General features: G+C 41.3%; 10 protein-coding genes. 9 read left to right on the top strand and 1 reads right to left on the bottom strand.

Going from position 1 to position 12078, the window contains the following annotated elements:
- Window positions 1–84: 84 nt before the first annotated feature.
- On the bottom strand, window positions 85–297 hold the full coding sequence (locus tag NYR63_RS04120; RefSeq protein WP_279458315.1) for a hypothetical protein: 213 nt from the start codon (window positions 295–297) through the stop codon (window positions 85–87).
- Window positions 298–418: 121 nt separating this feature from the next.
- Between NYR63_RS04120 and NYR63_RS04115 the strand changes: the two genes are divergently transcribed.
- From NYR63_RS04115 to aceE, 9 genes are all read left to right on the top strand, one after another.
- Complete coding sequence (locus NYR63_RS04115; RefSeq protein WP_279458314.1) at window positions 419–2338, top strand: ATP-dependent DNA helicase; 1920 nt, start codon at window positions 419–421, stop codon at window positions 2336–2338.
- A 65-nt stretch (window positions 2339–2403) separates the two neighbouring features.
- Complete coding sequence (locus NYR63_RS04110; RefSeq protein ID WP_279458313.1) at window positions 2404–2763, top strand: CidA/LrgA family protein; 360 nt, start codon at window positions 2404–2406, stop codon at window positions 2761–2763.
- A gap of 8 nt (window positions 2764–2771) precedes the next feature.
- Window positions 2772–3458, top strand: a complete 687-nt coding sequence (locus NYR63_RS04105; RefSeq protein ID WP_279458312.1) for a CidB/LrgB family autolysis modulator — start codon at window positions 2772–2774, stop codon at window positions 3456–3458.
- Between the two features lie 104 nt (window positions 3459–3562).
- Window positions 3563–5311: a lipid A ABC transporter ATP-binding protein/permease MsbA gene (gene msbA, locus NYR63_RS04100; RefSeq protein WP_279458311.1), complete on the top strand. Its 1749-nt coding sequence runs from the start codon at window positions 3563–3565 to the stop codon at window positions 5309–5311.
- 128 nt (window positions 5312–5439) lie between these two features.
- Window positions 5440–6072, top strand: a complete 633-nt coding sequence (lolB, locus tag NYR63_RS04095; protein ID WP_005601034.1) for a lipoprotein insertase outer membrane protein LolB — start codon at window positions 5440–5442, stop codon at window positions 6070–6072.
- 9 nt (window positions 6073–6081) lie between these two features.
- On the top strand, window positions 6082–6939 hold the full coding sequence (gene ispE, locus NYR63_RS04090) for a 4-(cytidine 5'-diphospho)-2-C-methyl-D-erythritol kinase (RefSeq protein ID WP_279458310.1): 858 nt from the start codon (window positions 6082–6084) through the stop codon (window positions 6937–6939).
- A gap of 11 nt (window positions 6940–6950) precedes the next feature.
- Complete coding sequence (locus NYR63_RS04085) at window positions 6951–7901, top strand: ribose-phosphate pyrophosphokinase (protein WP_279458309.1); 951 nt, start codon at window positions 6951–6953, stop codon at window positions 7899–7901.
- A gap of 74 nt (window positions 7902–7975) precedes the next feature.
- Window positions 7976–8983 (top strand): quinone-dependent dihydroorotate dehydrogenase, encoded by a 1008-nt coding sequence (pyrD, locus tag NYR63_RS04080; protein WP_279458308.1) that lies wholly within the window; start codon window positions 7976–7978, stop codon window positions 8981–8983.
- A 354-nt stretch (window positions 8984–9337) separates the two neighbouring features.
- The gene (gene aceE, locus NYR63_RS04075) at window positions 9338–11992 is read left to right on the top strand and encodes a pyruvate dehydrogenase (acetyl-transferring), homodimeric type (RefSeq protein WP_279458307.1); all 2655 of its coding nucleotides are present in this window, start codon (window positions 9338–9340) and stop codon (window positions 11990–11992) included.
- The last annotated feature ends 86 nt before the right edge of the window (window positions 11993–12078 follow it).

Genomic DNA, 12078 nt, shown 5'->3' with positions numbered 1-12078 from the left:
TTAGAAAATCAGACCGCTAGTTTTTGATAATAGATGAGTGGAACGATATTGTGCGAGTTAAATAGACGTAGCGGATAATCAATGTTACGGGCGTTCTTTAATCAAAAAATAGCCGTTTAAAACGACAATCAATAAATTCAAAGCGGCAACAATATATATTGCTGAGTTAAGACTGTAAAAAATAAAACCTAATCCCCAACAAATATTAGAGATACGAAGGTTAGGCATATCTTTAATGACAAAGGAAAGAGCGAGAATCAGGATTGAGCCATAGCTAAGAAATTCAATAATACTCATTTATTATCCTAAAAGGAGCAGGAAATCTAAAAGTTCATTTTACACAAAAGATTTACTTTTAAATAGTTTGGAATAACTAAAATATAACACATTGAAAATAATTTACAAATAAATAACAAATATGAAATATGACGATAAAATTCTCCACGCTTTCAGTGAAGACGGTTTATTAAGTAGCAATATTCAAGGATTCCGCCCTCGTGCGGCGCAACTTGAAATGGCGCAAGCGGTCGGAAGAGCGGTTAAATTTGCCACTCCGGCAGTCGTGGAAGCCGGAACCGGTACGGGTAAAACCTTTGCCTATTTAGTACCGGCATTGCTGTCCGGTAAAAAAACCATTGTTTCGACCGGTTCAAAGAATTTGCAAGATCAATTATTTAATCGAGATCTACCGACTATTCAGAAAGCCTTGAAATATAAAGGTAAAGTCGCTTTATTAAAAGGACGAGCAAATTACCTCTGCTTAGAACGTTTGGATCAAGTCGTAGCTATGGGCGTATTGGGGGATAAATCGGTGTTAGCGGATTTATCGAAAGTCAGCAAATGGCATACCGGTACGAAAACCGGTGATTTAAGCGAATGTATCACAATTGCGGAAGACAGCCCGATTTTACCGCAGTTAGTCAGTACCGCAGAAAGTTGCTTAGGTTCGGATTGTCCGCATTTTAAAGATTGCTATGTAGTGCAGGCTCGCCGCCGAGCGATGGAAGCGGATGTGGTGGTGGTCAATCATCATCTGTTTTGTGCCGATATGGCGGTCAAAGAAACCGGTTTCGGTGAGTTAATTCCGGAAGCGGAACTGATCATTTTTGACGAAGCACATCAATTACCGGATATTGCTAGTCAATATTTCGGTCAATCGTTAAGTTCTCGCCAGTTATTCGATATTTGCAAAGATACCAATATTGTTTATCGGACCGAATTAAAAGATCTCGCTCAGTTAGGCAAAGCCGCTGATCACTTGCAAAAAGTGGTGCAAGATTTTCGTTTGTTAATGGGGGCGGAAGGCACACTCCGAGGTAATTTACGAGAGTTGTTTAACGACCAAAAAGTCGTGGACGGTTTAGCTAAAGTGGCGGAAAACATTGATTTTTTAAGCGAAGTGATTAAAAAATCGCTAGGTCGTTCGGAAACGCTCGATAAAATTTTCGAAAGATTAGCAGAAGTCAAAGTTCAATTAAAAAAATTGAGCGATACTACGGTGGTTGGCTATTGTTATTGGTATGAGGCCAACGGTCGTTCTTTCGGTTTACATATCACGCCTTTAACCGTGGCGGATAAATTCGGCGAACAACTTAAAAATCAGCAGATTGGTTGGGTATTTACTTCAGCAACGCTAGAGGTCGGCGGCAAATTTGATCACTTTTGTCAGCGTTTAGGCATTGAGAATGCGGAACAATTGGTGCTGCAAAGTCCTTTTGATTACGCTAATCAATCGCTACTTTGTGTCCCTCGCTATTTACCGGATACCAATAAATCGCACACCTTAACCGAACTCGGTAAAATGTTGATGCCCGTGATTGAAGCGAATAACGGTCGCTGCTTTTTGCTATGTACTTCCTATTTTATGATGCGAGGTTTAGCGGATTTTCTGCGTGAACACAGCAAATTAAGTGTGTTATTACAAGGGGAAACCAGTAAAGCTCGCTTATTGGAAAAGTTTGTAGCGGAACAGAATAGCGTGTTAGTCGCTACTCAAAGTTTTTGGGAAGGGATTGATGTACGAGGCGATGCCTTATCGTTGGTGATTATTGATAAGTTGCCGTTTACCTCGCCGGATGAGCCGTTGCTAAGAGCGCGTATGGAAGATTGCCGTTTACAAGGCGGAGAGCCGTTTAACGATATTCAAATTCCGGAAGCGGTAATCACGCTGAAGCAGGGAGTAGGGCGATTAATTCGTGATGTGACCGATAGAGGCGTGGTGATCATTTGTGATTCACGTTTAGTGATGCGAAATTACGGTAAGACGTTCTTGAAAAGTTTACCGCCATCGACACGTACCCGTGATTTAAGCAAAGTGATTCGATTCTTAAAAAATTAGAAGGTAAGCGGTTAAATTTGTAAAATTTTTTGCAAATCCGACCGCTTGTTTTGGAGGCTACTCACATGATTGTTCGTATGGTCAGAATGCTGATTTCTTTAGCATTACTTTTTGCTATGTTGTATGGCGGAAAGTTGCTTAGTATTCTGATTCCGATTGGGATTTCCGATAGTATTTGGGGAATGTTATTACTGTTTACCTGCTTAGTTATCGGTGTGGTAAAAGTTGAATGGGTTACACCCAGTGCCAGACCGCTTACCCGTTACATGACGATTTTCTTTATCCCTATCTGTGCCGAGATTGTCGAACACATTGATATTCTTGAATCTCATTTAGCTTCATTCGTATTGACAAATATATTTAGTACATCTCTTTCTTTGATTGCTATCGGCTTATTTGCTCAATGGGTTTTTCATCAAAAATAGCAGGCACTATGATTTATCTTTATTCTTTCTTAACTATCGCGGCGTTTTTGCTCGGACAGCGTATCAGCCAGCGATTGAAATCTTCGGTTTTAAATCCGTTTGTGATTGCTTTAACATTGGTTATTGCAGTGATTGTGATTGGTAAAGTGCCTTATACGGACTATTATCAGGGTAATTTCCCGATCAACAATCTACTTGGCGTATCGGTTGTTGCGCTTGCCCTTCCTTTTTACGAACAGCTGCCGCAGATTCGTAAAAAATGGCGACAAATTACATTAGTTGTCGCGTTTGGAACGTCTTTTACGATGCTCACGGGAATTGGCTTTGCACTGTTATTGGGCGCAAGCCCGGATATTTTAGCCGCTATCGTTCCGAAATCGGTTTCAACACCGATTGCCATTGCGATTGCCGGTCAAATCGGCGGCAGCTCGGCAATTACCGCCGTAGGCGTCTTAGTGGCGGGATTACTCGGTTCCGTTTTCGGATTTGCCGTATTACATCGGATAGGTGTTCGCAACGTTAGAGCCATCGGCTTAAGTATGGGAGCGGTTTCTCATGCGTTAGGTACGGGACGCTGTATGGAATATAGCATTAAAACCGGCAGTTACAGTTCGATAGCATTAGTTTTATGCGGCGTATTATCTTCGGTACTCGCCCCGTTTGTCTTTAAAATTGTGCTGAACTTGTTTTATTAATCGACAATTAATATCGGTTTTAGCGTGTTAGACGGCGTGTTTAAGTTGGTATATTGTGTAATTCAAGGTACAATCTGCGCAATTTTTTTAATGAAGACATCACTATGCAAGAAAAAGATCTTTCCACATTTAAAACGTTTAAGCGTTTGTTTCCGACGATTCGACCGTATAAATTAGGGTTGATTGCCGGAGCTATCGCACTTGTGTTAAATGCCTTAGTCGATTCCAGCTTGATTTATTTACTTAAACCGTTACTGGATGACGGTTTCGGTAAAGCCGATAACAGCTTTTTAAAATTGATGGCGGTCTTGGTTGTCGTCTTTATTTTAGTGAGAGGGATTACCAACTATATTGCCAGCTATAGCCTTGCGTGGGTATCGGGTAATGTAGTGATGACATTACGTCGTAATATTTTCCAACATTTAATGTATATGCCGGTCAGCTATTTTGATAAAAATCCGACCGGTCGTTTACTTTCTCGTGTTACTTATGATACGGAAATGGTGGCGACTTCATCTTCTCATGCATTGGTCACCATTGTGCGAGAAGGTGCATATTTAGTTTCATTATTTGTGGTCATGATTTATACCAGTTGGCAGCTGTCATTAGTCTTGTTTGTGATGGCGCCGATTATCGGCGTATTAATCGGTATCGTTTCAAAACGTTTTCGTACTTTAAGCCGTAATATTCAGAGTTCTATGGGCGAATTGACCGTGACCACCGAACAAATGCTTAAAGGGCATAAAGTCGTACTTTCGTTCGGCGGACAAAAAGTTGAAAAAGAGCGTTTTGAGCGTGTCAGCAACGATATGCGTCGTAAAGGGATGAAAATCGTTTCAGCGGACGGTATTTCGGACGGTGTGGTACAATTAATCGCTTCATTCGCATTATCGGCGGTACTTTATGTGGCAACTTTTCCGGAAGTAATGAGTGAAAATTTAACCGCCGGTTCGTTTACCGTAGTATTTTCTTCCATGATGGCGATGTTACGTCCGTTAAAATCACTAACTAACGTAAACTCTCAATTTCAACGCGGTATGGCGGCGTGCCAAACTTTATTCGAGTTTTTAGATCTTGAAACCGAAAAAGATTTTGGAAAACGTGAAGTTGAACGTGTAAAAGGTGATGTGGAATTTAATCATGTCGTATTCAGTTATGAAGGCAAAGACGAACGAGCATTAAATAATATCTCGTTCCGTATTCCGCAAGGTAAAACCGTTGCGTTAGTCGGACGTTCCGGATCGGGTAAATCCACGATTGCAAATTTGCTTACCCGTTTCTACGATATCGATCAAGGCGAGATTTTATTAGACGGCGTTAATATTAACGATTACACCTTGGCAAATCTTCGTCAGCAATGTTCGGTTGTTTCACAGCAGGTACATTTGTTTAATGATTCGATAGCCAATAATATTGCTTACGCCGCTACGGATAAATATAGCCGAGAGCAAATTGTTGAAGCGGCGAGAGCGGCTCATGCGTTGGAATTTATCGAAAAACTGGAAAACGGTTTTGATACGGTAATCGGTGAAAACGGGGCAAGTTTATCCGGCGGTCAGCGCCAGCGTTTAGCCATTGCGCGTGCATTATTACGTAATTCGCCGGTATTAGTCTTGGATGAAGCGACATCCGCCTTGGATACCGAATCCGAGCGAGCGATTCAATCGGCATTAGCAGAGTTACAAAAAGATAAAACGGTTTTAGTGATCGCTCATCGTTTATCCACGATTGAAAAAGCGGATGAGATTCTCGTTGTAGATCACGGTGAAATTATTGAAAGAGGCTCGCATAGCGAATTACTGGCTAAAAACGGTGCTTATAAACAATTGCATAGTTTGCAATTCGGACAATAATTTTATTTGACGGCTATTTTATTGCAGGCACCGATAAGGTGCCTTTTTCTTTGAAGACAAGCGGTCTGATTTCCGTTAAACTTTGCAAAAGTTTTTAGAAATCCAACCGCTTGCAAAGCAGGAAATCCATGAAAAAATTCACTAAAATTCTCTCACTTTCAACCTTATTTTTCCTTGCTGGGTGCCAATCGGTATTAAACGAACCGACTGAAGTACAACAACCTAGCGTACAAATTCCGCATCATGATGCGCAATGGCAGCAACATTTACAACAATTGGCGAAAATCCAAGGTTATTCGGCTAAAGGGCAAATCGGTTATATTTCCCCGGAAGAACGTTTTTCTTCTCATTTCGATTGGCAATACCGTACGCCGGCTAATTTCGGTTTGGAACTTTCCTCTAATTTATCCAGTAAATCATTAAAATTACATCGTAATGTGCGAGGCTTAACCATTTCGGACAGCGAAGGTAATTCTCGTTCGGATCGCGATATGGACAGTTTGATGAAAGAAATTATCGGTGTCGCATTTCCGATTGACCAATTCGCCTATTGGCTGAAAGGACAACCGGAAAAAGACGGTAATTACATCGTAAACGACAAACGCCAACTTTCACAATTTAGCTATAACATTAATGGCGAAGTGTGGAAAGCGAGTTATGTACAATATCATGAAGATCGCCAGCCGAATTTGCCGAAATTGATCGTGTTGGAAAATGGATCTCAGACATTAAAAATTCGCGTGGATCAATGGGCGTTTTAGGCGGTAAAAATGGCGGAAAAAATTGTTTTACCTAGTCCGGCTAAGTTAAACCTATTTCTTTATATCACCAATAAACGGGCGGACGGTTACCACGAATTACAGACCTTATTTCAGTTTTTAGATTTCGGCGACGAAATTTCGTTTGAAGTGAATGAAAGCGGTGAAATTGAATTGTTAAATGAAATTGATGGAGTAACCAAGGAACAAAACCTGATTTATCGTGCGGCAAAATTATTGCAAAATCATACCGCTTGTACAAAAGGAGCGAAAATCGGTGTGACTAAACGTTTACCGATGGGCGGCGGTGTTGGTGGCGGATCGTCGAATGCCGCTACCGTTTTAGTCGGCTTGAATCATTTCTGGCAAACCGGATTAAGCTTGGAAAAACTTGCCGAATTAGGCTTAAGTTTGGGAGCGGACGTACCGATTTTTGTACGAGGTTTTGCCGCATTTGCCGAAGGGGTCGGTGAAAAATTAGTACCTTGCCGGCCGAGAGAATCGTGGTATGTGGTATTAAAACCGAATGTTTCCATTTCTACCGCAGCGGTTTTCCAAGACCCGAATTTACCGAGAAATACACCTAAAAGAACATTGGAGCAGCTTTTATCGGAAGAATGGACAAACGATTGCGAAAAAGTTGTGCGAGATCATTATTTCGAGGTTGAAGATCTTATTGCAGAATTGTTACAATATGCACCGTTTCGGCTAACGGGCACAGGTGCTTGTATTTTCGCCGAATTTGAGAGTGAAGCGGAAGCAAAAGCTGTATTTGCATATAAACCGAAAGATATTTTTGGTTTTGTTGCCAAAGGACAAAATCGCTCTCCTTTACATCAAATGCTCAATTTAACTACTTTCCCACAATAGGATTAATTCCAATGCCAGATATTAAACTGTTTGCAGGTAATGCAACGCCTGAACTTGCAAAACGTATTGCAGAACGTCTTTATACTACTCTTGGAGATGCGACCGTCGGTCGTTTTAGTGACGGTGAGATCCAAGTTCAAATTAATGAAAATGTACGTGGCGGCGATATTTTTATCGTGCAATCAACTTGTGCGCCGACCAACGATAACCTTATGGAATTGATTGTTATGGTTGATGCGTTACGTCGTGCGTCGGCCGGTCGTATTACTGCGGTAATTCCTTACTTCGGTTACGCGCGTCAAGACCGTCGAGTACGTTCTGCACGTGTACCTATTACAGCGAAAGTCGTGGCGGATTTCCTTTCTAGTGTGGGTGTGGATCGCGTTTTAACTTGCGATTTACACGCAGAGCAAATTCAAGGTTTCTTTGACGTACCGGTAGATAACGTCTTCGGTTCTCCGGTATTAATTGACGATATTCTGAAAAAAGCGGATTTAGTAAATCCTATCGTGGTTTCTCCGGATATCGGCGGTGTTGTTCGCGCTCGTGCGGTAGCTAAATTATTAAACGATACAGATATGGCGATTATCGATAAACGTCGTCCGAAAGCAAACGTATCGCAAGTTATGCATATTATAGGTGATGTGACCGACCGTGATTGTATCTTAGTGGATGATATGATCGACACCGGCGGTACGTTAGTCAAAGCGGCTGAAGCGTTAAAAGAACGCGGTGCTCGTCGTGTATTCGCTTACGCAACACACGCGGTATTCTCCGGTACGGCGGCAAGTAATTTAGCGAATCCTGCGTTAGATGAAGTGGTAGTAACCGATACTATTCCGTTGTCGGATGAAATCAAAGCATTAAATAAAGTTCGCGTATTAACATTATCAAGTATGTTAGCGGAGGCTATTCGTCGTATTAGTAACGAAGAGTCGATTTCCGCAATGTTCGACGCTTAATATCCAGTAAGGGCGGGTTTGATACCCGCCCTTAATTTATCTATTTCTTTCTAAATATAATCCAAGAGTTCATCATGTATTCTCTGATTCGTAAATGTCTTTTTTCAATGGATGCCGAAACCGCACATAACTTTTCTATTCAAGCACTCAAATTAGTCGGAAAGTTACCGATTAATGTTTTGCCTATGCCGTTAAATCCCGTCGAAGTTATGGGATTACAATTTAAAAATCCAATCGGTTTAGCAGCCGGTGCGGATAAAAACGGTGAAGCGATAGACGGCTTTGGTAAACTTGGGTTCGGATTTATTGAAGTCGGTACGGTTACGCCTGTTGCACAAGACGGGAATCCTAAACCACGCCAGTTCCGTGTTTTGGAAGCGGAGGGCATTATTAACCGTAACGGTTTTAATAATTTAGGCGTTGATGTGCTGGTTGAGAATGTTAAAAAGGCAAAATACGATGGCATAATCGGTATTAATATCGGTAAGAATGCGGTAACACCGATAGAAAAGGCATTAGACGATTACCAAATTTGTTTACGTAAGGTATATGAACACGCAGACTATATTACGGTTAATATTTCTTCGCCTAATACTAAAAATTTACGTACCTTGCAGTATGGCGAAGCGTTAGATGACTTGCTACGAGCGTTGAAAAACGAGCAAGGGATTTTGTCGGAAAAATTTAATCAATATAAACCGCTTGTGTTAAAAATCGCACCGGATTTAACCGATGAAGAAATCGCTTCGGTAGCGGATAGTTTAGTGCGGCATAAGATTGATGGGGTAATTGCAGGCAATACCACACTTTCTCGAGAGCCCGTACAAGGTTTAAAGAATGCGGAACAACAGGGCGGCTTAAGCGGCAAACCGTTGAATATGCTGAGTACGCGCTTGATTAGCACATTAGCAAAAGAGTTAAACGGTTCATTACCTATTATCGGTAGCGGTGGTATTCATTCCGTTGAGTCCGGTCAAGAAAAGATTAATGCCGGCGCAAGTTTGCTACAGGTTTATTCGGCAATGATTTATCAAGGACCCGCACTAATTCAGAGTCTTGCAAAGCGCATCCAGGTTCGTTAAAGGGAAGCGGTTAAATTTTTAATTGTTTTTGTGAAATAAAATGGCTGTTTTAATAGACTATTCCTTTGTTATTGACTCAGGTCAAAAAAATGGACAAAACAGAGCAATTTTGTTATCTTGTGTTACAAATTTATCTACAAATTTTAAACATTTTTGATAAGTAAGTAAAAGGTGTTTAAAATCAATGAGATAGTAGTAAGATATTCGGTTGGCTAGGTTGTAAGTTTTACATTTTGGTAAACTTTCCGTATGTTTTATGTCATTCCTGCCGATTGGACGTCTATAATTTCATCAATCGATAAGTTTAATCTACTTAACTTATCATTCATCATTAAATCAAAATAAGGAAAACCTATGTCAGAGATCGAAAGAGACGTAGATCCATTCGAAACCAAAGAATGGTTAGAGTCATTAGATTCTTTAATCCGTGTAGAAGGTGTTGAGCGTGCTCAATATATTATTGACCAATTATTAGACCAAGCTCGTACGGAAGGCGTACCTGTTCAATCAGGCGTTACAACTGCATATGTGAATACTATCCCTGTAAATGCACAACCGGCATATCCCGGCGATCACAAAATTGAACGTCGTATTCGTTCTGCTGTTCGTTGGAATGCTATCGCAATGGTTTTACGTAGCCAGAAGAAAGATCTCGACTTAGGTGGTCATATTTCAACTTTCCAATCAGCGGCGACAATGTATGAAGTGTGTTATAACCACTTCTTCAAAGCGGCAACTGAAAAAAACGGCGGCGACTTAGTATTTTTCCAAGGTCACGCAGCACCGGGTATGTATGCACGTGCTTATGTTGAAGGTCGTTTAACCGAAGAACAATTAGACAATTTCCGTCAAGAAGCGTTTACAGACGGTTTATCTTCATATCCGCACCCGAAATTAATGCCTGAATTCTGGCAATTCTCAACCGTATCAATGGGTTTAGGTCCGGTTAATGCGATTTACCAAGCTCGTTTCTTAAAATATCTTGAAAACCGTGGTTTAAAAGACACTGCAGACCAAAAAGTGTATGCGTTCTTAGGTGACGGCGAAATGGATGAAATTGAGTCTAAAGGTGCATTAACGTTTGCCGCACGTGAAAAATTAAACAACTTAATTTTCACCGTAAGCTGTAACTTACAACGTTTAGACGGCCCGGTAAACGGTAATGGTAAAATCGTTCAAGAATTAGAAGGTTTATTCACCGGTGCAGGTTGGGAAGTTATCAAAGTTTTATGGGGCGGTAACTGGGATAAATTATTCGCGAAAGATACTTCAGGTAAATTAGCTCAATTAATGATGGAAGTGGTTGATGGTGACTACTTAACCTTCAAATCAAAAGACGGTGCTTATATTCGTGAACACTTCTTCGGTCGTTACCCTGAAACAGCCGCATTAGTAGCGGATATGACGGACGAAGAAATTTGGGATCTTCGCCGTGGCGCGCACGACAGCGAAAAACTTTACGCTGCATATGCGAAAGCACAAAAATCAGATAAACCGGTTGTAATTTTAGCTCACCAAGTTAAAGGTTATAAAATTCCTGAAGCGGAAAGTAAAAATACCGCTCACCAATCGAAAAAAATGTCATTAGAAAGCTTAAAAGGTTTCCGTGATTATTTCGAATTACCATTAACGGATGAGCAAGTTGAGAAACTTGAGTACATTAAATTTGCGGAAGGTTCTGAAGAGTACAATTACATTCACAATCACCGTAAAGCATTAAACGGTTATGTGCCGGCTCGTCGTCCTAAATTTGACGTAGAGTACAAAGTACCTGCATTAGAAGAATTTAAAGCGTTACTTGAAGAACAACCACGTGGCATTTCAACCACAATGGCGTTTACGCGTGCATTAAATATCTTATTAAAAGATAAAAACATCGGTAAAACTATCGTTCCGATGATCGTAGATGAAGCGCGTACATTCGGTATGGAAGGTTTATTCCGTCAAGTGGGTATCTATAACCCGCACGGTCAAAACTATACGCCTTCAGACCGCGATTTAGTGGCTTACTACCGTGAAGCGAAAGACGGTCAAGTATTACAAGAAGGTATCAACGAATTAGGTGGTGCGGCTTCTTGGGTTGCAGCGGCAACGTCTTACTCTGTAAGCAATCAACCGATGATTCCGTTCTTCATCTATTACTCAATGTTCGGTTTCCAACGTGTGGGTGATATGATGTGGTTAGCGGGTGACCAATTAGCTCGTGGTTTCATGGTCGGCGGTACGTCCGGTCGTACAACATTAAACGGTGAAGGTTTACAACACGAAGACGGTCACAGCCATATTCAAGCGGGTATTATCCCTAACTGTGTAACTTACGATCCGTCATTCGCATTTGAAGTTGCAGTAATCATGCAAGACGGTGTGAACCGTATGTATGGCGAAAAACAAGAAGATGTTTTCTATTACATGACAACATTAAACGAAGTAATGGATCAACCGGCAATGCCGGCAGGTGCGGAAGAGGGTATCCGTAAAGGTTTATATAAATTCGAAACCGTTAAAGGTAAAGGCAAAGGTCACGTTCAGTTATTAGGTTCCGGTGCAATTATGCGTCACGTTCGTGAGGCGGCACAAATCCTTGCAAACGACTACGGTGTGACTGCCGACGTATTCTCTGCACCGTCATTCAACGAATTAGCGCGTGAAGGTAACGATGCGGTACGTTGGAACTTATTACACCCGACAGCGGAACAACGTGTTCCTTATGTTGCGCAAGTATTAGCGGATCTACCGACAGTTGCTTCAACTGACTATGTGAAACAATACGCGGATCAAATCCGTGCATTCGTACCAAGCAAACACTATCATGTGTTAGGTACGGACGGTTTCGGTCGTTCAGACAGCCGCGCTAACTTACGTGAACATTTCGAAGTTGATTCACGTTACGTTGTTGTTGCAGCGTTATCGCAATTAGCGAAAGAAGGTACGGTGGAAACTAAAGTTGTTGCTGACGCAATCGCTAAATTCGGCTTAAACGTAGATCGTATTAACCCGTTATACGCATAACATTAAAACTCTCCCCCTTAATGGGGGGAGAGACAGGCAATACTTCGTTTAGAAGTATTGGCAGAGAGAGTAAATGCAAAAAATTA

Source organism: Actinobacillus genomosp. 1 (genome assembly GCF_029774175.1).
GTDB lineage: Bacteria > Pseudomonadota > Gammaproteobacteria > Enterobacterales > Pasteurellaceae > Actinobacillus.
The sequence above is the reverse complement of the archived record's forward strand: the minus strand, read 5'-3'. Positions and strand labels throughout refer to the sequence as shown.

What these genes read in the sequence shown, in the direction of transcription:
- aceE (WP_279458307.1), top strand. Translation starts at nt 9,338, where the DNA reads ATGTCAGAGATCGAAAGAGACGTAGATCCATTCGAAACCAAAGAATGG.
- msbA (WP_279458311.1), top strand. Translation starts at nt 3,563, where the DNA reads ATGCAAGAAAAAGATCTTTCCACATTTAAAACGTTTAAGCGTTTGTTT.
- pyrD (WP_279458308.1), top strand. Translation starts at nt 7,976, where the DNA reads ATGTATTCTCTGATTCGTAAATGTCTTTTTTCAATGGATGCCGAAACC.
- NYR63_RS04105 (WP_279458312.1), top strand. Translation starts at nt 2,772, where the DNA reads ATGATTTATCTTTATTCTTTCTTAACTATCGCGGCGTTTTTGCTCGGA.
- NYR63_RS04110 (WP_279458313.1), top strand. Translation starts at nt 2,404, where the DNA reads ATGATTGTTCGTATGGTCAGAATGCTGATTTCTTTAGCATTACTTTTT.
- NYR63_RS04120 (WP_279458315.1), bottom strand. Translation starts at nt 297, where the DNA reads ATGAGTATTATTGAATTTCTTAGCTATGGCTCAATCCTGATTCTCGCT.
- NYR63_RS04115 (WP_279458314.1), top strand. Translation starts at nt 419, where the DNA reads ATGAAATATGACGATAAAATTCTCCACGCTTTCAGTGAAGACGGTTTA.
- ispE (WP_279458310.1), top strand. Translation starts at nt 6,082, where the DNA reads ATGGCGGAAAAAATTGTTTTACCTAGTCCGGCTAAGTTAAACCTATTT.
- lolB (WP_005601034.1), top strand. Translation starts at nt 5,440, where the DNA reads ATGAAAAAATTCACTAAAATTCTCTCACTTTCAACCTTATTTTTCCTT.
- NYR63_RS04085 (WP_279458309.1), top strand. Translation starts at nt 6,951, where the DNA reads ATGCCAGATATTAAACTGTTTGCAGGTAATGCAACGCCTGAACTTGCA.